The organism is Robinsoniella peoriensis (assembly GCF_000797495.1).
GTDB classification, from domain to species: Bacteria; Bacillota; Clostridia; order Lachnospirales; family Lachnospiraceae; genus Robinsoniella; species Robinsoniella peoriensis.
Genome location: NZ_JTGN01000010.1, coordinates 65,675 through 87,668 on the forward strand (window position 1 = coordinate 65,675; position 21,994 = coordinate 87,668).

A 21,994-nucleotide genomic window follows, 5' to 3' on the forward strand; every position below is an offset into this window, starting at 1 on the left:
TGGCCGGCTCCCTGTTTTTGTGAGATAATGCCTCCTTACTTACCCTTTTACTGCGCCGCCTGTTATTCCCTGAACAAAATACTTCTGTACGAAAAGGAAGAATACGATCAGCGGTATAATTGTTATGCAGATCGCTGCACTCATAGGTCCCCAGGAGGTATTATACTGTCCCTGAAAACTAAGTGCACTCATGGTCAGGGTTTTCAGTGAGGAAGTAGTAGAAAGCGCAATCTGAGCCCAGAATAAGTCACCCCAGATTCCAACAAATGCAAAAATTGCGGATACCGATATAGCCGGCTTCATTAACGGAATACTGATTTGGAGCAGGGATTTCAATTCTGAGCAGCCGTCTATACGGGATGCTTCAATTAATTCCTGCGGCATACTTAAAAAGAAATTTCGCATGATGGTTATGGTCATGGGAATGTTCCAGCCGATGTAGGGGAGTATCAGCATCACATAACTGTTTAATTTCAGTTTCGACAGCATTAGATATAATGGCATGATAACCGCTTCAGAAGGCAGCATAAAGGTGATAATTAAAAGTAATAAAATGATTTTCCCAAATGGAACCTTAAGTCTCGCCAGTGCGTATCCGCCTAGTGTCCCTGCGACTAAAATAATCAGCAGTGAAATTACGGTTACTATGGCACTGGTCAGCAGACCGCCTCCAATATGTCCGGTTGTCCATGCTGTCCAATAATTTGAAAATTGTGGGTTAGCGGCAAAGCCCCAGATATTTTTATAAAATTCTTCATCTGATTTGAAGGATGTAATGACTACGAAGATAACGGGATATACCGATATCATGACCAGCAGGTAGGTAAATATTCTGCATATCCATTTAATCTTCCGGTCCGGATGTTTGAATTTATACTGTCCGGCATTAGTATTCATAACTTTCACCCCCCAGAAGTTTATTGGTAATAAAGATGAAGATCAGTACTACAACGGTAAGGATGCAGCCGGTGGCAGCAGAGTAGCCAAATTCATTGTATACAAAGGACCGTTTGATCATTTCTATGGGAACGGTAGTGGTCAGGTTTCCGGGTCCCCCCATTGTCATTGCCCAGACAAGATCATAAGTACGAAATGCCGTAGTCAGAGAAAAGATAGCTGCTAACTGGATTGTAGGCTTGATCAGAGGAAGTATGATATAGCGGATTTGTTTTAAATAACCTGCACCGTCCAGATAACTGGATTCGATTAATGAACTTGGGATATTCTGAATAGCCGTATATCCCAGCATCATGGTCACGCCAAAGAGCTTCCATCCGCTTACAATGGCAATGCAGACCATGGCAGTTCCCTTGTTCTCCAGCCATGCTGTTGCCATACTGCCGGCGCCAACTGCTCTTAACAGCTGATTCAGGATACCCATGTCGCTATTAAAAACAAAGGTAAACAGCAGCCCTACAATAGCCGTGGGCAGCATGATAGGGGTGAAGAACACCAGCCTTAAAAATGAGCCTTCAGACTTTCGCAGTTTATAAATCATAAATGCAACAATCAACCCCAACAGGATTGCGAAAACAGTTGATATAAAGCCCAGCAGAACAGAATGATATAATGCTTTTAAGGAGTCGCTGTCTTGAAAAAAATTTATGTAATTTTTAAAATATACCCATTTCAGTTTTTTAAAACCGTCCCATTCCTGCAGTGAAAGTATGATGTTCCATCCAATTGGAATGTATTGGTCAACCAATATAAAAAACAGGCAGGGAAGTACCATCAGCGCTCCAAGAAACTTTAACTTACTTTCTAATTTGCTTTTTTGTTTTATTTTGTGTGTGCCCATCCGAATCGCCCCTTTTTAATGAAAGGACTGCGGGTAACTTGCCATCCGGCAGTACCTTTCATTATTCTTATATTTTTAAATATCGCTGTGCGGTTTCAAATCTCCTGGGTTACTCTTCTTTCGACTGCAGCCTTAGTTTTTCCAGGTCTTCAAGAGCTTTGTCGCCGCTGCTTAAAATATAATTTGCATTTAGCTGGGCATTGCCATATTCCTGCACTTTTGCAGATATGTTCAAGTAATCTGATGTTACTAAATATTTTGTCTGTTTCATCAGTTCCGTAACAACAGGATCTGTAACTTCCACACCATTGATTGCCACCGGATAACTGCTTTGGGCTCGTATCTTCTGTATCTCCGGACTTAAGAAGGTTTTGATAAAAGAAATTGCTTCTTCCGGGTGAGCAGCGTTAGAAGGAATCATAAAGCCGTCTGTACCTCCAACGATCACCGTGTTTTTACCCATAGTCGGCCATAATACCGGAACAACCTCAAAATCAACGGAACCCATCAGGTCTGGATAGATCAGGTTTGTTTCAGCAATAATTGCCGCTTTTCCCTGTACAAAAGCCGTTTTTGATTCGTCCCGGGTTACATTTAATGCGCCTTCTCCCGGATACCAGAGTTTTTTGTCATACAATTCTTTTATATTTTTCATTGTTTCTGGCAGATAATTCTGGGTAAAGTCAAGATCTCCGTTTGTAAATTCAGCCAGTTTACCGTCATCCTGTGCCAGTCCTGCAGCGCCTAAACGGTTCAGCCAGGAGTTCACATCCCTGGCAACGGTAAAAGGTGCGATATCTTTTTTGTCTTTCAGTGTCTGGCATACGTCTATAAATTCCTTCCAGTTCCATTCTTTTGGAATTTCGATCCCGCATTCTTTAAAGATATCTGCATTTACATACATGGTCGGAAAGGTAGATTGATAAGGAACGGCATAATATTTTCCATTGAAATTACCCAGTTCTAAGAGTTCGGCAGGAAATGTATTCTTCCATTCATTATTATTTGCTTCCAGATAAGGAGTTAAATCCAAAGCCTGACCGGCGTCCACATAAGGCTTAATCAGCATAGGCCAGTAATGTGTCACATCCGGAGGAGTTCCTGCTGCGATTCCGGTCTTTAGGATTTTGTCAATATTAGCCCAGTCAATGTCAATAACCTGTACATCCAGTTCAGGATGCAGTTTTATGGTTTCGTTAATCATCTGTTCCCAGGATGGCTCGCCGGTACGATTCCCATAAAAAGATATTTTTGTTATTTTTTGGTCAGAAGCTTTGTTAGTTTCAGCAGATGCAGTGGATTTTGCAGTATCTTCAGAAGCGGATTTTGTGTCCTTGGTTTCCTTTGACGAACCGCCCGACGACTGCTTCTGACAGCCAGCAGCCATTGTCATAGCCAAAAGAATTCCCAGCATACAGATAAGTAAGTTTTTGGTTTTTCTCACAATAAATTCCTCCATTCATTTATCTTTGTGGTGATTATTTAGTTATGAATAAAGTGTAGCAAGAAAAATATAGTTAATATATCCAAAAATACAATGATTTTATCCTAAAATATAATGATTGTTTAGTTTTTGGCGGGGTGTGTCTTTCTGCGCCGGTATTCGGAAATCGAACATCCTTCCAGCTCATAGAAAACTTTGGCAAAATATTTATAATCCTGAAATCCTACTTTTGCACTGATTTCATACACTTTCAGACTGCTTTCACAAATCAATTTTTTTGCCATGTCAATCCGCAGGCTGGTTAGATATTTATGAAAAGGCTGTCCGGTTGTATTTTTAAAAAGAGCGGAAAAATAATTTGGTGTTTTATTTGCCAGTTTTGCCATCTGCTCAACCGTAACAGGCTGTTCATAATTACATTTTAAGTAATCGATCACCTGCAGTACTGCAGTGTGGTAGGAATTTTCCGGGGAGGCAGTGATATGATCGATCATGCATTTGCAGTATTTCAGCAGGTGCTCTTTGTAGAACTCCAGTTTTTGGGGAAGCTTTCTAAACAAAGCGCTGTTGAATTCTGCCGGATTATCCGGAATGGCAAGCTTTACTGTTTCGATGGCTTCTCTACAAAACTGTAGAACGGCCTGTACGCTATAGCATTTTTTTTCCTGCATTTCGCCAAATGCGTGATTAAGTATTCTTTCTATGCTAAAATAATTTTTTTCTTCAATGCTGTGATAGAATTCTTTTTTAGCTTGAAAGGAAAACTGCATTACATCAGGGATTATTTCCATATCATCATAATAAAGTACAGGAAGAGCTGCATAGTACAGTCTGCATGACTGTAAACTTTTACACTGCAGATAGAGATCAGACAGTTTTTCTGCACATCCGGCATGGCTTACGGTGATAAAAAGATTACCAGGTATCTTAGAAGCTATCCGGTTTTTCCAGATTTCTGTGTATTCCCGGAGACCCTTGGGAGACAGATCAATCCGGTATATGACCAGGGTATCATTCTCTGTACCCTGATATACGGCACATCTGCATTCCTTAAAAACAGAAGAAGCAATGGTATCCGGGCGGTACTCCGGGGCACCCTGAAAGTCTCCGTCTGTTTCAGCCAGTATGCAACAGACCGGGTCAGATAAAGAAAATCCGAAATATTCTTTAAACTTTAACGCATCCTCCTGACTTTCGCTGCCGGACAGTAACTTTTTAATCAGGTTGTTTTTGGAAAGTTTCTGATATTGCTGGTGCTGCAGATTTCTTATATTATTCAGCTCGAATGTCTGCACGGACTGACGTACAAAATCAATAACTTTATCTGCGTTCACCGGTTTTAGCTCATAGTTTACAACGCCTATCTGAATGGCAGACTGAGCATATTTAAAATCTGAATAACCACTTAATATCATTATCCGGGTTTCTGGCTGCAGATCCATAATCCGTCTGCTGAGTTCGATTCCGTCCATCCCAGGCATACGGATATCCAACAGTACAATTTCGTATCTTTCTTTTTGAAACAGATGCCAGGCATTGTAACCATCTGCGTCATCCACCTTTTGGATACCCAGTTTCGCCCAGTCGATCCCGTCTTTCATTCCTTCTCTGATTTGAATTTCATCATCTACTATTAATAATTTCATAAGAATCTCCATTTCACCGCTGACGCCTGCGGACATAAACGAATAGGGATGGGGGTGCGTCTGCCGCCCTTTCGCTAATAAGAAATGAGAGGTATTTTATTTATAAGGGAAGAGAACCTCAACCCGGGTTCCCTGGCTGACAGTACTATAGAACTCCAGGCCGTATCCTGCTCCATATTTGATTCTCAGCCTGTCATGTATATTCTTTAGTGCCAGACATTGTACAGTATCGGCCTGTGGGGAGTTTAATGCATTTCTGATTGCACTTTCATCGGTGCCCAGGCCGTTATCCACGATGGTATACCTCATATTGTCACCAATGCGTTCAACAGTAACTTTTATGACACCGCCTTCTTTTTTTGCTTCCAGTCCGTGAATAACGGCATTTTCAACCAGAGGCTGGAGTATTAACTTCAGCGTCTGACAGTATTCAAATTCAGGCCTGGTATGAATTTCCAGCGTAATACGTTCGCCCAGCCGGATTTTCTGTATCTGCATATAATTTTGCAGATGCAGCAGCTCCTCCTGAATGGTAGTGAGTTCATTGCCGCTGTTCAGTGTGTGACGGAACATATTTGCAAGTGCCTCAATCTGCATGCCAACCTGATAATCTTTGTTTTTGTAGGCAAGCCAGTAGATCGCATCCAGAGTATTGTAAAGAAAATGCGGGTTAATCTGCATTTGAAGGGCCATCAGTTCGGCTTCTCTTTCTTTTATTTCTGCCTGATAAACAGTTTCAAACAGATATTTTAGTTCTTTTGCCATATTTAGAAATTGTACGGTAAGCATTCCGGTTTCGTTTTCCGATAAAATGGGAAGTGATACCTCAAAATCACCGCCCTCTATTTTTTTCATTTCTTTCGATAAGCGGACAATGGGCTTTATGACATATTTGTTTTGGATAAAAGTAAAAAGGATACTGAATAAAATACATAATAAAATAGAAATGATAATGATCTGGTTTATCATAACCTTTGGCAGGTCCATGGTTTTGCGGGAAATCACCTGAATAAGCTTCCACGGGGTATTTTCGATGTTGGAATAGAAGATGGACTTACTGCCAGTAGTACTGCTGATTTTAAAATATCCGTTATCCGCCTCCATGCTATCTTCCATTTGGGTATAATCCGAAATTTTTGTATTCAGCAATTCTTTATCATCAGCTGAAATTATTTCGCCGGTATCATTTATGATAAAAAGTAAATCATCTTCATAATGGTTTTCATTTTTGACCGCATAAATGGAGCGGAGTGTCTGCTCTTTCATTGTGATTTTTTCTATCGCGAGAGTACGGAATGCATTTAAATCGTTTACGCATCGTATGTAGGAAACAACAGGAACATTAAACTTACTTTCATAGCCATAATCGATCTGATAAACCGGTGTCCAATAGCCTCTGCCCTTTTGGGCAATGGCATTTTCAAAATAACGGGTATCCTGGGGGTCAACAAAACCTCCGTATTGTATGATGATTTCATTATCGCTTGTTACTGATATAGAATGGATATAAGATTTTGAGACTGCAAGTTCGTTGGTAAAACGAATGATATGATCTTTTAATTGCTGCTGCCGTAAAGAAAATTCAGCAGAATTCTCTCTGGGGTTTTCTGCATTTAAATAGGTACCGCAATATTCCTGCAATGAATCATTGCTAAGAAGAGAAACAGAGATTCGGTCAATTTCGCTTAATACACCACTGATGTTTTTTTGAGATTGCTTTAGGATCTCCAAACGGTTTTCATGTGTTTGGCTGCTGATGATCTGTGACATCTCTTGGTTCATCAGCAATGCAATTAAAACAAGGGGGCATATGATAAAAGTAAGAAGGCATATCAGGAACATTTTTTTAATGGAAACATTTTTGATCCTGAACAAAGAAGCTTTGAGCATATGGTTTCCCCCCTATATCTGAACGTTTACTGTAAGAAAGGCTTTTCCATATTATACACGATTTGTTTTCAGACTGCCAGTAGAATTAGATATATTAATGCTTAGATTCTTTTAATGCAGAAGGAGAACACCCAAACAGTTTTCGAAAAGCTCTGGAAAAAGTGGAGTAGTCTTTAAAGCCGCAGTCATAGCATATCTGCGTAACCGGATAGCCGAGAGTCAGCATTTCTTTGGCACATAAAAGGCGTTTGTGGTTAATGTAACTGCCCACAGAATAACCGGTGTGTTCCTTAAATAAACGCATCATATGGTATTTGCTGATATAAAAACGGTTTGCCAGTGCATCTATGCTTAGAATTTCGGAGAGATGGGCGTTAATATAATCCAGAATATCAATAATTTTTTCATTGCAGGTATTTGTTATAAGGTAATCCAGATGATTTTCGCAGACGGCTCTGTTTAAATGAATCATAAATTCCAGAAATAGTACCTGCCGGTAAAGTTCATTTGCATATCCGCTGTCTGAAAAAGCATTTTCCAGATTCATGATGGCATGGAAGAGGATACTTTTTTCCAGGGAATGTATGCGCAAAACATTGGAGTGGCTTTTTCTGGAACGGTGAAAACATTCGCTTAAATCGTAAGCATCTGTTTTGTAAGAGTGTATAAAACCTGGAGACAGATAAACAATGATACGCTCATAAGGAACCTGATGGTCAATATTGGGTTTGTGAATTTCGCTATGGTTTACTAGTATAATATCATAAGGTTTCAGGTGGTAGGATTTACCCTCTATTATATAATCCACATTTCCGTTAATAAAAATAATAATTTTATTAAAGTCATGGTAATGGAATTGGAAGTCCTGCTCCTTCTTATCTGTCAAATGGAACAGGCGGAATTCGCTATCCAGATAACCTCTTTTTTCATAATCCGACATAGAATCTCCCGTCTGTCATCCTCTGATGACTGTATCGGTCTGTAATATCTTATGGTGTACATTATATAGCATTTTTTGCAATATAGGAAGCATTATCTCTATATTAATTTAAAATCCTGCTGGATATAATGAGAGTAAGATGAGGCACAATTTTCAAACACGCTCTGGTACTGTGGAAATCTGGGAGTGCATATGGATTTAGTAGATAAAATTTTCAGTTATTATAATTTTAAATGGAGGTATCAGAAATGAATGTTATATTAGAAAAATATCATGGGCTTGGTAATGATTATCTGGTTTTCGACCCCAACAAAAACGAATTATGTCTGAATGAAGAGAACATAAAACTGATTTGTCACCGCAACTTCGGCATAGGATCGGATGGAATATTGATGGGGCCTGTTTTTGACGGTAAAAGTATTCAGGTACGTATTTTTAATCCGGATGGAAGCGAAGCAGAAAAAAGCGGAAATGGTGTACGCATTTTTGCTAAATACTTAAAGGATGCAGGATATATCCAGAAGAACCATGTGATTTTTAAAACCCTTGGCGGGGAGATTGAGGCTTACTATTTAAATGAAGAAGGGAGCCGTCTTAAAATTTCTATGGGTACACTGTCGTTCTGGAGTGACGAAATACCAGTGGCAGGAGAGCGCCGGGAGGTTGTCAATGAGGAAATGACATTCCGGGATACGCCTTATCTGGTAACCTGCGTATCCATCGGGAATCCCCATTGTATTATTCTTATGGAAGAGATTTCAAAAGAATTGGTCTGCCATATCGGGCGTTTCAGCGAAGCGGCGCCATATTTCCCCAACAGGATAAATACCCTGATTATGAAAGTGATGGATCGGACCAATATTGCGATCGAGATTTATGAAAGAGGTGCCGGTTATACACTGGCGTCCGGAAGCAGCTGCTGTGCGGCAGCGGGAGCGGCATTTAAAATGGGTTTGACTGATCCTAAGTGTTATGTGCATATGCCCGGAGGGACCCTGGAAATAGAAATCTGTGAAGATGGCAGAGTTATGATGACAGGGGATGTATGCCACGTTGGCAAAGTTACTTTAGGGCACACATTTAGCGAGAAACTGAGAAACGGGAATCCGGAACCAAAATAAATTTTCAGTTGTAGGTTTTGGAACTTTGGTATATACTATGACAAAGAAAGGGGAGTTCATATGAGAACATTTGAGAAATCCAGTAAATTAGATAACGTATGCTATGATGTAAGAGGTCCGGTTGTTGATGAGGCAGGCCGCATGGAGGAACAGGGCATCGACATTCTGAAATTAAATATAGGCAATCCGGCACCCTTCGGATTTGAAGCACCGGATGATGTAATTCAGAATATGATGGCTAATCTGCGTAATACGGAAGGATATTCTGATTCAAAAGGAATTATCAGTGCAAGAAAAGCAATTATGGACTATTGTAAAAAGAAAAATATACCGGATGTAGGTATGAATGATATATATACCGGCAATGGCGTAAGCGAATTAATCGTTATGGTAATGCAGGGGCTTTTAAATGACGGAGATGAAATTCTGATGCCGTCACCGGATTATCCGCTGTGGACAGCAGCAGCGAACCTGGCAGGAGGGCATCCGGTTCATTATCTGTGCGACGAACAGTCGGACTGGTATCCGGACATGGAAGATATCCGGAAAAAGATAACAGACAAAACCAAGGGCATTGTTGTAATCAATCCCAATAATCCCACAGGAGCATTGTATCCGGTTGAAGTACTCCGGCAGATTGTAGACATTGCAAGAGAACACAGTCTGATTATTTTTGCAGATGAGATTTATGACAGACTGGTGATGGATGGACAGGAACATGTATCCATAGCTTCTCTGGCACCGGATCTGTTCTGTATAACCATGAACGGTTTGTCTAAATCCCATAAGGTAGCGGGGTATCGTGCAGGATGGATGTGCTTAAGCGGTGATAAAACAGGAGTGAAAGGGTATATCGAAGGGCTGAATATGCTGTCCTCCATGCGTCTTTGCTCTAATGTACCGGCTCAGGCAATCATTGAGACGGCTCTGACAAATGCACAGGGAATTGACCAGATGCTTCTTCCGGGTGGCAGAATCTATGAACAGAGAGAGTTTATATATAAAGCTTTAAATAACATACCAGGAGTATCGGCATTAAAGCCAAAAGCAGCTTTCTATATTTTCCCGAAACTGGATGTGAAAAAATTTAACATCAGTGATGATGAACAATTTGCCCTGGATTTTCTTAGAAAAGAAAAAGTACTCCTGGTACATGGCGGAGGATTTAACTGGCAGCAGCCGGATCATTTCCGCATAGTGTATCTGCCTAAAATGGAAATTTTAGAAGATGCAATGAATAAACTGGAGATGTTTCTCAGTACATACAGGCAGATATAGAGTGCTTCGGGATGATACCTGTGCCTGAACAGGCAGGGTGTCATCCTACATTTGACTGGAAACGGGAGTACGAATGAGTGAATGGAGGTAAGAATGAAAAATTCGGCAATTATATTAGAAGGGGGATCTGTCAGAGGGGTATTTAGTTCAGGGGCATTAGATTATCTTATGGAGAAGGAATGTTATATTCCCCACGTCATTGGTGTATCCGCAGGTTCCTGCAATGCGGTTGATTATGTATCAAAGCAGATTGGCCGAACCAAAGACTGTATTGTAAGAAGCAACGATAATGAAAAATTGATCAGTATCAAGGGGTTCTTAAAGAACAAAAGTCTCTTTAATATGGAGCTTTTGTTTGAAAAGGATCCTTCTGAGTATCATCCCTTTGATTTTGATACATTCTTTGCATCAGACATGTCTTGTGAAATCGTCGTTACAAATTGTCTCACAGGCAAGGCGGAATATTTAAGTGAAAAGAAAGATGGGGCAAGGCTGATGATGCTATGCAGAGCGTCAAGCAGCCTTCCTATCGTTTCACCCATGGTAGAGATCGACGGTGTGCCGTACCTGGATGGTGGTCTGGCTGATTCCATTCCCATTTTGCATTCACTGCAGATCGGAAATAAGAAAAATGTTGTAATTCTCACCAGAAATAAAGGTTACCGGAAAACAATGTCTAAGAAAAGCATGCATTTTTATGCGGCATATTTTAAGAAATATCCGGAGCTGGTACGGGCAATCTGCCTTCGTCCCTACCATTATAACAGGATTTTGGCACAAGTTGAAAAATGGGAGGAAGAAGGAAAAATATTTGTTGTGCGCCCTCAGGGGAAAACAGTCTCCAGAGTAGAGAGCGACAAGAAAGTACTCAATGATTTCTACCGTCATGGATATGAACAGATGGAAGCACAGTATGAAGATCTGCTTCGTTTCCTGGAAAAATAGAAAGCGAGGTCATGGATGTTTGAACAATTCTTCCCAGATGAATATCTGGATTCTACTTATAAAATAGATTTTGATAAATTGTACCGTGAGGGCTGCCGGGGGGTGTTGTTTGATATCGATAATACCCTGGTGCCCCATGGTGAGCCGGCAGATGACCGGGCGAAGAAATTTTTTGCCCATTTGCGTGATATGGGAATGAAGTACTGCCTGATCTCTAACAACCAGCTGCCCAGAGTGAAGCCTTTTGCAGAGGAAGTAGGGGCGCTTTTTATAGAAAATGCCCATAAACCGTCCAGGAAAAACTATGAAAAGGCAATGCAGCTGATGGGGACTACCACGAAAAATACCGTTTTTGTTGGAGACCAGTTGTTTACGGATGTATATGGAGCAAAAAGAACCGGGATTCCCAGTATTTTAGTAAAACCAATCCATCCAAAAGAAGAGATTCAAATTGTTTTGAAAAGATATTTGGAAAAAATCGTATTACATTTTTATAAAAAGAGCAAACTAAAATAATGTCCAGTTAAGAAATATTAATGGAGGTATATAAATGTTCCGTGAGGAGTTATATGCAATATTAAAAGAAAAAATGATAGAGGCAGTTTTAGTGTCTGATGGATACAATATGCGCTACCTCAGTGGTTTCCGTGGTGCAACAGGTTATCTCTATATTACGCGGGCACGCCGGGTACTTATAACGGATTCCCGATATACTACACAGGCCAGGGAAGAGGCGCCGGATTTTGAGGTGGTTGAAATTTCTAATCAGAAAGGGTACGGGGCAGTAATCGGAGAATTAACCGGGGCAGACGAAATCAATTGCATTGGTTTTGAAAATGATCATATGATTTATGCGGACGTAATGAAATTAAAGGAAGCATGCAGTGAAGAGCTGGTCTGGGAAGGGGTAGGAGATTCGCTGAACAGACTTCGTATTGTTAAAAATGAAACGGAATTAACTTGTATGGAAAAAGCACAATCCATTGCAGACGGAGCTTTTTCTCATATCATAGGAATTCTCAAGCCTGGAATGACAGAGCTGCAGGCTGCGGCTGAGCTGGAATTTTATCTGAAAAGCCATGGTGCATATGGAACCAGTTTTGATACAATTGCAGCTTCCGGTATCCACTCTGCAATGCCTCATGCCATGCCTTCCAATAAGGCAATCGAGCCGGGTGATTTCGTGACGATGGATTTCGGCTGCATTTATGAAGGCTATTGCTCTGATATGACAAGAACCGTAGTTATAGGAAAAGCCAGTCCGAAACAAAAGGAAATCTACCAAATCGTTTTGGAGGCACAGCTTGCTGCGCTGGATGTCATGAAAGCAGGAATGAAGTGCAGCGAGGTGGACAAGGCTGCCAGGGACGTGATCGAAAAAGCCGGATACGGAGAATACTTCGGTCACGGTCTTGGACACAGCGTGGGCCTGTATATTCATGAAGAACCAAGGCTTTCCCCAAAGTGTGACGAAGTACTGAGAGAGAACGTGATACAGACGGTAGAACCGGGAATTTACATTCCTGGATTTGGTGGTGTACGCATTGAGGATATCGTAATTGTGAAAGAAAATGGCTGCCAAAATATGACTCATTCAACAAAAGAATTGCTGGAACTGTAAAAAATAGTTGAAAAAGTATGGATTATATTATAAAATAGACTAAACTATGGGAATATGCAAGATTCCTGTGTTGTCAATATGAAGGAGGAATATCAATATGATATCAGCAGGAGATTTTAGAAACGGTGTAACTTTAGAGATAGATAATAACATCGTTCAGATTATCGAATTCCAGCACGTAAAACCAGGTAAAGGTGCAGCGTTTGTTCGAACAAAATTAAAAGACATTATCAATGGCGGTGTTGTGGAAAAAACATTCAGACCAACTGAAAAATTCCCACAGGCAAGGATTGACCGTGTAGATATGCAGTATTTATACTCAGATGGAGATTTGTTCCATTTCATGAACGTTGAAAATTACGAGCAGATCGCATTAGCACAGGAAGACATCGGTGATTCCTTAAAGTTCGTAAAAGAAAACGAAATGGTTAAAATATGTTCTGTTAACGGAAAAGTATTCGCAGTAGAGCCACCTTTATTTGTAGAATTAGAGATAACAGATACAGAACCCGGATTCAAAGGCGATACAGCACAGGGAGCTACGAAGCCGGCAACTGTGGAAACAGGAGCAATTGTCTATGTACCGTTGTTCGTTGAACAGGGGAATAAAATTAAGATTGATACCAGAACAGGGGATTACCTGTCCAGAGTATAATTATATTGTGTAATTCTTAGATGAGAAAGGTGGTTGCCTTTCTCATTTTTGGAATAAATAAAAACACAAGGAGGAAGATTCATGAGTGAGAAAAAGAGTTTTTTTGTAACAAAGAAATTGTTTGCTGTTGTTGTGTTGTCATTTTTATTGGCAATGATGTTGGGAATTAGTGTATTTGCTGCGCCGGCGGCGCCGTCAGGGCTGAGGCAGACATCGGCATATACGAATTCTGTTAAGATTGTATGGAATGCGGTAGTAGGGAAAAATATCAGATATCATGTTCAGTATTCAACGGATAACCTCAAGTTTAGTGATGCGTCTACATATGATGCCTCATATCCGGAAATTTATAAGAGTAATCTAAGTCCGGGAAGTACATATTATTTTAGAGTTATGGCATATGAATACAGCTATGGAAAACCTAACGACTATGGTGCATGGTCTCCATCTTTTGAGGCTGTAACGGTACCTGACAGAATTAAAACAGAAAGTTTGAATCAAAGTGCGGCAAAGACAAGCAGCATATCACTGACCTGGAGTCCTGCAACTGGAGCCACCAGGTATCAGGTTTACAAAGTGGATGGATCGGCACAGGTTTCTGCAGCCACAACAACCAGTCCTTCTGTTACTATAGGTAATTTAAAAACGGGAACAAGCAACTATTTAAGGGTATATGCAGAACGTGTATCATCATCTGGATATGTAGCCAGAAATGATTATTCTGCTTATATCTATGCAAATACTCTGCCAGGAACAGTTACTGGGATTAAAGTTACAAATAGTTATCCCTACTCTAATAAAGTAGCATTGGCATGGAACCGGGCAGAAAATGCTAAGGGTTATCAGATTGCTGTCTACACAATGAAGAATAAAAAGACCGGAAAGACATTAAACGTAAGCAGCAGCAGCTATAATACTATAAAAATGAACCAGAAATCGTTCTATAAAGTGAAGGTCAGAGCTTATACCCAGTTAAATAACGGGAAAAAAGTTTATGGTAATTGGGGAAGCACGTATGTAGCAAACCAGCAGGAAGTAAAAGTTCGTAATGTATCAGGCGGCTTAACTGCATCATGGCCAAAAGTTACCGGTGCTACAAATTACACTGTTTATGCTTCTGATAAACAAAAAAAAGGATATAAAAAAATTTCTACAACAAAGTCAACGAGTTATACCTTGAAGAAATTTAAAGGTAAAAATATGAAAAAAGGTAAAAAATATTATTTCTATGTTGTAGCAAATAAAAAAGTAAAGAGTAAAACGTATAAGAGTTTTCCACAGTATGGCTTTTTTCAGACTTATAGATAGAATCCAGCAGCAGGTGTCAGGAGTGATCTCAGGACACCTGCTTTAATAATAAAAAAACTAAAATATCACTTGCATCCCACCAAAAAATATGATACCATAAGTGATATAAAAATTCTAAATGTTTTATTCTCGATGCGTTCGCATCAATTTTTCCATTTGATTTTTATACGATACTAATTTAAGAAAGGGTGGTTCGATTGAATTACGAAGAATTTATTTGCTTTGTGCAGAAAAATGTACAGACACAATTGGGAAAGGAGGTGCGCGTTGAACTGCATCAGATTACAAAGAATAATGATGTTCAGCTGGATGGTCTGTCAATTGTGGAAACTACAAAGAGTATTTCCCCTACGATATATTTAAATGATTATTTTCAGGAATATCAGTGTGGGACTGCCATGGCTCAGATTATTGACAGTATACTAAATATCTATCAAAACAACAAGATCAAGGTGCCCGTAGATACGGATTTCTACACGGATTACATGCGTGTGAAAAATAATATTGCATGCAAAGTCATTAACTATAAGAAAAATACGGAATTGTTAAAAACGGTTCCCCATGTGCAATATCTGGATTTGGCAATTGTATTTTATTATTTCCTGAAAAGTGATACTTTGGGAACGGGAACGATCTTAATCCATGACAGTCATTTGAAAATGTGGAAGATCACAAAAGAAATCTTATATGAAACAGCCAGAAAAAATACGCCTGCGATGCTTCCGTTTGAATTTAAAAGCATGGAGGAAGTGATGGATGAGATCGAAGAAGGTGAACTGGAAGAAGAATTTTCAGATGTTATGGAGGATCAGGAATGTGATGATGACAGAATACCAATGTATGTTCTTTCCAATAAAGAAAAGACAATGGGAGCAGCATGTATCTTGTATGACTCGATCCTGACCTTGATCGGGGAGCGCCTGCAGGATGATTTCTATATTCTTCCAAGCAGCATACATGAATGTATTGTAGTTCCTAAGAATATACGGACTACCAAGAAAGAACTGCAGGAAATGGTAAGGGAGATAAATGAAACCCAGGTAATACCGGAAGAGGTTCTTTCCAATGAAGTCTATACGTATACCAGGGAGATACACCGCTTAGCGCTGTAAGTTCCGAATGCTGATAAGAGCCGGTAAAACATGCATTTTTTATCGGTTCTTATATATACAAAAGAAGACATAAAAAGACAAAATGTGTGCTGGAAAACATATTCAATAACAAATCCTTTACTTTTTCCATCTTTTATGATAATATGTAATAAGTGCTTTCGTAAGTGCTAAAAATATTGGTAAGCAACCAGTATATTTTACACCTTATGTCAGCAAAAGTAAACCTTATTTACACCTTATAAACGATACTTTGTATGATTTACACTTTGTTTACACCTTATATATTTGTTTTGCACAGAAGTAATGCTTATAATTTAGTAGACATGCATTGTGTAAAAATCAAAAGAATTTGTGGGTTTTAGGGTGAAAGGGATCTACGAACCTTGAAAATCCAATGTTTATAGGGAAAAGCATGTGTTATTTAAAAGCTGTTTGAAGGTTTGCAGATGAATCAGCACTCGTAGCTCAGGGGATAGAGCAGTGGTTTCCGGTACCACGTGTCGGGGGTTCGAATCCCTCCGGGTGCGTTTTTTTTGCTCTTGTGGCAGCCGAATAATTGTAACACGGATGTAGAAAAATGGAGGTAAGTATAGTGGGTAATTTTAGAGAATGGCTATCTGATAATCTAAGATATATCTTACTCGGCTTAGCAATTATTTTAATTCTGGTGATTGCAGTATTTGCGGTGAAACTTGTCAGTGGACTTGGAAATAGCGATGGGGCAAATGCTGTTAAGACAACGGAAAGTGAAACCAAAAAAGAAGTTATAGTAGAATCGAATGCTGAGACAGAGAATAAAAGTAACGATTTAGTACAGAATGACCCAAAAGTACTTGAGACAGTACAAGCTTATTATGCGGCTATGGGAAATAAAGATATGGCAACATTAAAGAAATTGGTTCCTGGCTTAACTTCTGAGGAAGAGCAGTCCATTCAGAACGACAGTCTGATTGAAAGTTACAATAACGTATCTTGTTATTCTAAAAAAGGGCCGGTAGATGGTTCCTATGTTGCTTATGTAATTTATGATTGTAAAGTTACTAATATCGAAACTATGGTACCAAGTCTGGTGCGCCTGTATTTAGAGACGAATACAGATGGAAGCCTCTATGTATCTGATTACAAAAAAGATGAGGCAACGAAGAAGTATGTAGAAGATATGGGAAATGATGCTGATATTAAGAAATTAATTGATGATGTAAATCAGAAGTACCAGCAGGCAATGGATTCCAATGAAGATTTGAAAAATTTGGTGGATGAAATCGGTTCTCCAATGACAGAATCCAACATTCCAAGCGGTAATGAAGCCGGTGTGGAAGTGAATAAAATAGTAGCAGCAAATACAGAATGTAACGTTAGGGCAGATTCTACGGAAGATGCAGACATACTGGGAGTTCTAAGCGAAGGAGAAACAGTCACCAGAGTTAAAAAACTGGATAATGGATGGTCAGAAGTTCGCTACGCTGGCGGTACCGGGTATGTAATGAGTGATTTCCTCACGGAACAGACAGGTAGTACAGAAGCAGCACAATAAAAATGATTTATTTAAGGAACGGCAGTTGCCGTTCCTTTTTTTGTGTTTTCATTCAATAAAATTATGTTTTAACATTTTTTTATACTTATAAGGAGTAATCCCAATAATACTATTAAACAATTTTGAAAAATGCTGGGAATCTTTCAGTCCGATTTGGCTGGCAATCATGGTAAGGGACATATCCGTAGTTGTCATCAAATCAATTGCCTGATTAATCCGGTAGATATTAATATAATTGGATATGGTCAGATTCATCTGTCTGAAAAAGATTTCACTGAGATAACGGGTTGATATACCCAATTTATCCGAGATGTCCCTGATTAATATTTTGGTATCATAATGTTTGTGTATATAGGAGAGCGTAAAGGAAACATAGCGGTTTTGCCTTGGGGCATAGTGTTTGGAAAAAGAGAAATCCTTCTCCAGTGTTTCTAAAACGGAGAGCAGTAATTCAGTTATGTATAAATTCGAATAAGAACGGGAGAAAAAATGGTCTTCCCGGGTGCTGACAATTATTTTTTCTATCAGATAAGCCATTCTTTCTGTAATCTTAGCTTTGTAGAAAACGTTACAGCAATAGAAAAGTGAAGATATCATATCAATCGCATCTTCCGGATTGCTGCCTCCTGCAGTATTCAGATACAATTCCGAGAAATAGGAAGGATCAAAATGGATGTGGTTAAAGGTACAGGGGGCTTTGCAGGTAAGATAAAAGGAATGGACAATATTTGGCATTATGATAACGATATCATCTTTTTCACAGTTTATGACCTGGTTCTTGATTTCCATGCTGCAGGTTCCAGAGGTCAGCTGATATACTTCTATGCTTTTGTGGATGTGCTTTGCAAAAGTATAATAATTTTCTCTGAGCTGTTTTACAGCGCTGATAATAGCCTGGTCGGATAAAACAAATCGTGTTTCTGATCCAGTGGCGGATTTTGTGTTCGAGTAAGTATTGTTGTACATAAAAATCTCCTTGTTCCGGATTATACAAAAAATGCCTGAAAATAAACAGGTTTTAACAAGCAACGGTATTATACAAATGATATAATATTTACAAAGATGTGTCAATGAAATTGTGGAATATAACTAGGAGGATATAGCGTGAAGAAGAAATTGTGGATAGGGATACCAATTATATTGCTGATTGTAGGATTTGCAATTGTTATAATTTATAATCGGACAGGATTTCAGCTAAAAATCAATGGGGAAAAAATTGACAAAGAAGAATATCAGGATACGGTCAATGAACAAATCAATCAGGTGAGTCAGTATTTTTATGAAAAAGCGGGAGTAACACTGAAAGGGGATGCCTGGGAAAAGGAAATTAATGGTGAAATACCCTATCGTGTACTTGCTGACCAGGTGATTGAACAGCTAAAGTATACAGCGGCGGTTTTTGATCTGGCAAAAGAAAAAGGATACATTGAGGAAACCGGATATCAGGCGTTGAAAAAGAGAATGGAAGATGAAAATGAAGCCAGAGCCAATAAAATAAAAAAGGGCGAACCGGTCTATGGACTTTCCAACTTCTCATTGAAATTGTACAAAGAATATTCCATAGACTCCATCCAGAAGCAATACTGCTCAGATCTGAATAATGAAGGAATGGATATTACGGATGAAGACAGAAAAGCCTATTATGATCAGCAGAAGGATAAGATATTCCGTCAGAACGATGACATTACACTGGATTATATTAAAATTGAATATCAGGCATCGGAAATGGAAGAGGAACAGTACCAGGACTTAAAAGAGAAGCTGAATGAACTACAGGGCAAAATAAGCGCGGATAAATCACTGTCAGACCTGGTACAAGCGGATGATCTGCTTAAGCCTTATTTTACCCATCAGGAATTATTATCCGGTGATATTGGTGCTTATGGAAGGATTATTGGGGATGTTTTAGATTATGCGGCAGATTTGAAAAAAGGAGAAGTAACCCGGGTAATTGATGAAAATGGAGCGTTGTATCTGATCCAGTGTGCAGACAGGAATGTGAATGATTTTTACCCGATAGACACCGTAAAAGATAATATCAATAAGAGCCTCAGAGAAGCCAATTATGAAAAAATAGTAAATAAGAAGGCTGCGGGATATGAAATCCAGGGCAATATGGGAAGCATATACGACTATACAAAGCAGCAAGTAACGAACTAAGGATCGGTAAACATTTTTTCCGTATGAAGTAGAAGTTATGATTACGGAAAAGATAGTTATCAATAAAAATTTTATGGAAAGAAAGGAGTAAGAGGATGAAAAAGAAGTTTTTATCATTCATGCTGGCAGTTGCGCTAGTCTGCAGCACCCAGGCATTTAGTACAATACCTTATGTAAATGCTGCAGAAACAGCCGGCGTGGGCACGGCCTACTATATCAGCAGTAGGAATGGAGACAATGGCAACAGCGGTACTTCAGAAGGGGAAGCATGGGAGACTTTAGACAAGTTGGAAAATGTTACCCTTGGGCCGGGAGATTCTGTTTTACTGGAATCCGGATCCATATTTAACGGTTTTATTCATTTGCAGAATGTAGGAGGTACACAGGAAAATCCGATTTCCATCAGCAGCTACGGCGAAGGAAATAAACCGGTGATCAATTGTAACGGTGAGGGAATCTGGTACCAGGATTACGGAAAAGCAATGGATAACAGCGGTCACAGAAGCAGTGGATATGTTTCTTCCGCAATTTTGCTTTACGATGTTGATTATGTAGAGATCAGCAATTTGGAAATAACTAATAAATCAAATGATTTTGACTATTTTTCAACAAATGTAAATAAAGCATCCGGCAGAATGGACCGTACCGGTGTGGCAGGAATTGCAAAAGATGGGGGAACCATGGAGCATATTTATCTGGATGATCTTTTTATCCACGATATATCCGGGAATCTTCAGGATAAACATATGAACAATGGAGGAATCCAGATGAATGTTCTGAAACCGGCAGATGAGAATGCAACTGGTATCGCCAGATATCAGGATGTTAAAATCAGTAATTGCTATGTGAAGGATGTTTCAAGAGCAGGTATTGTTGTGGGTTATACTTATCAGCACGATAAGTTTAACGGAGCAGCTCTGGCAGATGAAATTGTTAAAAAATATGGTCATACCAATCTTGTTCTGGAAGGAAATTATGTTCAGAATGCAGGAAATGATGCAATTGTTGCCATGTACGCATATCAGCCCGTGATACAGAATAATGTATCCGACACGGCAGGCGTTGACCTGGATGACGGATATCCGGGATACTGGCAGTCCTTTTGCGCGGCAATCTGGCCATGGAAGTGCAAAGATGCAGTTTTCCAATACAATGAAGCATTTGACACGGTCGGTGAAGGCAATGGTGACGGACAGGCATGGGACATTGACTGGTCAGACGGAACCGTATATCAATATAACTACAGCCATAACAATGGAGGCGGTGCAATGTTAATCTGCCTGAATGAAGCGTATAATGGAACATTCCGGTATAATTTAAGCCAGAATGATTTAAAATGCCTCATAACATTCCAGGGCAATCCACTTGCTAAAATCTATAACAATGTATTTTATGTGGGAGGAGATCTGGAAACTGCTGTACATCATCCGGCTGCAGGTAAGAGAAGCGGTGCGGGATATCTGGCTAATAATATCTTCTACAATGTCAGCACCAATAAAAATGTCAGTGATGATGGCTGGAACCCTGGCAATAACAAATCATTTAAAAATAACCTGTACTATGGTTACAGCGATGAAGGAATGCCGGGACTTCCGGAAGCGGATGCAATCACTGCAGATCCGAAATTTGAAAATCCGGGAAGTGCTCCTGTCACCGTTAATGAAGGCGGGAAGATTCATGACAGAAGTGCATTTGAAGGATATAAAATTGCTGATAATTCGCCAGCAGTAAATGCAGGCGTATACATTCCCAATAATGCAACTGAGGATTTCTTTGGAAATAAGTTAACGGGAATTGTACCGGATATTGGCATTCATGAGACAGGCGTAGAAGAATCTGTTTCCTTAAACGTATATTCAGACCGTTATCTGATACAGGAACAGGATATCCGGAATGTGCCACAAGGAACGACAGCAGAGGATTTCTTAAAAAATATCAAAGCATCTGCAAAAGCAGAATGCAAGGTTATGAAAGGCTCTGAACAGGTTGCGCCAGATACAGCAGTAACAGAAGAAATGGTTCTAAAGGTTGTCAATAAATCGAATGAGCAGGAGTACAGTACCTACAACATCCATGTGGTAAAGGTATATGCCGAATATGCAACAGAGGGTATGACCGCAACGGCAGGAAGCTTCCAGCCAAACAACACGACAGAAGGAAATCCGTCTTATGTATTGGATAATAACATGAACACAATCTGGCATACTGCATGGAGCGGTTGTGACAGAAGCGAAGCATGGATTAGTATCGATATGGGAAAAGAACAGTCAGTAGGCATGCTGAAATATGTTCCCAGAAAAGCAGGAGGTGTCAATGGTTTAATCACGGAGTATGAGGTATCCGTCAGTACAAACGGCACAGACTGGACAAAAGCTGCCACTGGAAGCTGGGAAAATAACTCCGAAATTAAATATGCAGAATTTCCATCTGTAAACGCCAGATATGTAAAGCTTTGGGCAAAAGATTCCAGATCACAGGAAGCAGGAAAAGTTTTCGCATCGGCAGCAGAAATCCGGCTCGGATATGAAGAATAGGGGGGTGT

General features: G+C 39.7%; 18 protein-coding genes and 1 tRNA gene. 12 read left to right on the top strand and 7 right to left on the bottom strand.

Going from position 1 to position 21,994, the window contains the following annotated elements; all coding sequences use genetic code 11:
• Positions 1 to 39: 39 nt before the first annotated feature.
• From QR40_RS19625 to QR40_RS19650, 6 genes are all read right to left on the bottom strand, one after another.
• Complete coding sequence (locus tag QR40_RS19625; RefSeq protein WP_052430955.1) at positions 40 to 897, bottom strand: carbohydrate ABC transporter permease; 858 nt, start codon at positions 895 to 897, stop codon at positions 40 to 42.
• Positions 887 to 1,798, bottom strand: coding sequence for a carbohydrate ABC transporter permease (locus QR40_RS19630; RefSeq protein ID WP_044289741.1), 912 nt, complete (start codon positions 1,796 to 1,798; stop codon positions 887 to 889). Before QR40_RS19630 ends, QR40_RS19625 begins: the two co-directional genes overlap by 11 nt.
• 109 nt (positions 1,799 to 1,907) lie before the next feature.
• Positions 1,908 to 3,242, bottom strand: a complete 1,335-nt coding sequence (locus QR40_RS19635; RefSeq protein ID WP_044296474.1) for an ABC transporter substrate-binding protein — start codon at positions 3,240 to 3,242, stop codon at positions 1,908 to 1,910.
• Between the two features lie 122 nt (positions 3,243 to 3,364).
• Positions 3,365 to 4,888: a response regulator transcription factor gene (locus tag QR40_RS19640; RefSeq protein WP_160295851.1), complete on the bottom strand. Its 1,524-nt coding sequence runs from the start codon at positions 4,886 to 4,888 to the stop codon at positions 3,365 to 3,367.
• A 96-nt stretch (positions 4,889 to 4,984) separates the two neighbouring features.
• Positions 4,985 to 6,778: a cache domain-containing sensor histidine kinase gene (locus QR40_RS19645; protein WP_044296476.1), complete on the bottom strand. Its 1,794-nt coding sequence runs from the start codon at positions 6,776 to 6,778 to the stop codon at positions 4,985 to 4,987.
• A 94-nt stretch (positions 6,779 to 6,872) separates the two neighbouring features.
• Positions 6,873 to 7,718 (bottom strand): AraC family transcriptional regulator, encoded by an 846-nt coding sequence (locus QR40_RS19650; protein ID WP_044296477.1) that lies wholly within the window; start codon positions 7,716 to 7,718, stop codon positions 6,873 to 6,875.
• Positions 7,719 to 7,966: 248 nt separating this feature from the next.
• Here QR40_RS19650 and dapF point away from each other — a divergent pair, with 248 nt between their 5' ends.
• From dapF to QR40_RS19700, 10 genes are all read left to right on the top strand, one after another.
• Positions 7,967 to 8,839, top strand: a complete 873-nt coding sequence (dapF, locus tag QR40_RS19655) for a diaminopimelate epimerase (protein WP_044296478.1) — start codon at positions 7,967 to 7,969, stop codon at positions 8,837 to 8,839.
• A 60-nt stretch (positions 8,840 to 8,899) separates the two neighbouring features.
• A complete protein-coding gene (locus QR40_RS19660; RefSeq protein ID WP_027296596.1) occupies positions 8,900 to 10,117 on the top strand; it encodes an aminotransferase class I/II-fold pyridoxal phosphate-dependent enzyme in 1,218 nt (405 codons plus the stop codon).
• A 93-nt stretch (positions 10,118 to 10,210) separates the two neighbouring features.
• Complete coding sequence (locus tag QR40_RS19665; protein ID WP_027296597.1) at positions 10,211 to 11,062, top strand: patatin-like phospholipase family protein; 852 nt, start codon at positions 10,211 to 10,213, stop codon at positions 11,060 to 11,062.
• A gap of 15 nt (positions 11,063 to 11,077) precedes the next feature.
• Positions 11,078 to 11,578 carry a YqeG family HAD IIIA-type phosphatase gene (locus QR40_RS19670; RefSeq protein ID WP_044296479.1) on the top strand — a complete coding sequence of 167 codons (501 nt, stop codon included), beginning with the start codon at positions 11,078 to 11,080 and terminating at the stop codon, positions 11,576 to 11,578.
• Between the two features lie 34 nt (positions 11,579 to 11,612).
• Positions 11,613 to 12,683, top strand: a complete 1,071-nt coding sequence (locus QR40_RS19675; protein WP_044296480.1) for a M24 family metallopeptidase — start codon at positions 11,613 to 11,615, stop codon at positions 12,681 to 12,683.
• A 97-nt stretch (positions 12,684 to 12,780) separates the two neighbouring features.
• Positions 12,781 to 13,338: an elongation factor P gene (efp, locus tag QR40_RS19680; RefSeq protein ID WP_027296600.1), complete on the top strand. Its 558-nt coding sequence runs from the start codon at positions 12,781 to 12,783 to the stop codon at positions 13,336 to 13,338.
• A gap of 81 nt (positions 13,339 to 13,419) precedes the next feature.
• Positions 13,420 to 14,646, top strand: coding sequence for a fibronectin type III domain-containing protein (locus tag QR40_RS19685; protein ID WP_044296481.1), 1,227 nt, complete (start codon positions 13,420 to 13,422; stop codon positions 14,644 to 14,646).
• 197 nt (positions 14,647 to 14,843) lie between these two features.
• Positions 14,844 to 15,758, top strand: coding sequence for a DUF5688 family protein (locus tag QR40_RS19690; RefSeq protein WP_044296482.1), 915 nt, complete (start codon positions 14,844 to 14,846; stop codon positions 15,756 to 15,758).
• Between the two features lie 454 nt (positions 15,759 to 16,212).
• Positions 16,213 to 16,285 (top strand) — tRNA-Arg (locus QR40_RS19695).
• Between the two features lie 65 nt (positions 16,286 to 16,350).
• On the top strand, positions 16,351 to 17,292 hold the full coding sequence (locus tag QR40_RS19700; protein WP_044296483.1) for an SH3 domain-containing protein: 942 nt from the start codon (positions 16,351 to 16,353) through the stop codon (positions 17,290 to 17,292).
• Positions 17,293 to 17,340: 48 nt separating this feature from the next.
• Here QR40_RS19700 and QR40_RS19705 read toward each other — a convergent pair whose 3' ends face one another.
• Positions 17,341 to 18,258: an AraC family transcriptional regulator gene (locus QR40_RS19705; protein WP_027296604.1), complete on the bottom strand. Its 918-nt coding sequence runs from the start codon at positions 18,256 to 18,258 to the stop codon at positions 17,341 to 17,343.
• Between the two features lie 138 nt (positions 18,259 to 18,396).
• On the opposite strand from QR40_RS19705, the gene QR40_RS19710 reads away from it, so the two are divergent.
• Both QR40_RS19710 and QR40_RS30090 read left to right on the top strand, forming a co-directional pair.
• Complete coding sequence (locus QR40_RS19710) at positions 18,397 to 19,452, top strand: peptidyl-prolyl cis-trans isomerase (RefSeq protein ID WP_044296484.1); 1,056 nt, start codon at positions 18,397 to 18,399, stop codon at positions 19,450 to 19,452.
• A gap of 95 nt (positions 19,453 to 19,547) precedes the next feature.
• Positions 19,548 to 21,986, top strand: a complete 2,439-nt coding sequence (locus QR40_RS30090; protein ID WP_052430956.1) for a discoidin domain-containing protein — start codon at positions 19,548 to 19,550, stop codon at positions 21,984 to 21,986.
• Positions 21,987 to 21,994 lie beyond the last annotated feature (8 nt).

Bases quoted from the DNA above. Each gene is read 5' to 3' on its own strand.
- QR40_RS19685 (WP_044296481.1), top strand. From the start codon at position 13,420: ATGAGTGAGAAAAAGAGTTTTTTTGTAACAAAGAAATTGTTTGCTGTT.
- QR40_RS19675 (WP_044296480.1), top strand. From the start codon at position 11,613: ATGTTCCGTGAGGAGTTATATGCAATATTAAAAGAAAAAATGATAGAG.
- QR40_RS19645 (WP_044296476.1), bottom strand. From the start codon at position 6,778: ATGCTCAAAGCTTCTTTGTTCAGGATCAAAAATGTTTCCATTAAAAAA.
- QR40_RS19640 (WP_160295851.1), bottom strand. From the start codon at position 4,888: ATGAAATTATTAATAGTAGATGATGAAATTCAAATCAGAGAAGGAATG.
- QR40_RS19670 (WP_044296479.1), top strand. From the start codon at position 11,078: ATGTTTGAACAATTCTTCCCAGATGAATATCTGGATTCTACTTATAAA.
- QR40_RS19660 (WP_027296596.1), top strand. From the start codon at position 8,900: ATGAGAACATTTGAGAAATCCAGTAAATTAGATAACGTATGCTATGAT.
- QR40_RS19625 (WP_052430955.1), bottom strand. From the start codon at position 897: ATGAATACTAATGCCGGACAGTATAAATTCAAACATCCGGACCGGAAG.
- QR40_RS19630 (WP_044289741.1), bottom strand. From the start codon at position 1,798: ATGGGCACACACAAAATAAAACAAAAAAGCAAATTAGAAAGTAAGTTA.
- efp (WP_027296600.1), top strand. From the start codon at position 12,781: ATGATATCAGCAGGAGATTTTAGAAACGGTGTAACTTTAGAGATAGAT.
- QR40_RS19705 (WP_027296604.1), bottom strand. From the start codon at position 18,258: ATGTACAACAATACTTACTCGAACACAAAATCCGCCACTGGATCAGAA.
- QR40_RS19665 (WP_027296597.1), top strand. From the start codon at position 10,211: ATGAAAAATTCGGCAATTATATTAGAAGGGGGATCTGTCAGAGGGGTA.
- dapF (WP_044296478.1), top strand. From the start codon at position 7,967: ATGAATGTTATATTAGAAAAATATCATGGGCTTGGTAATGATTATCTG.
- QR40_RS30090 (WP_052430956.1), top strand. From the start codon at position 19,548: ATGAAAAAGAAGTTTTTATCATTCATGCTGGCAGTTGCGCTAGTCTGC.
- QR40_RS19650 (WP_044296477.1), bottom strand. From the start codon at position 7,718: ATGTCGGATTATGAAAAAAGAGGTTATCTGGATAGCGAATTCCGCCTG.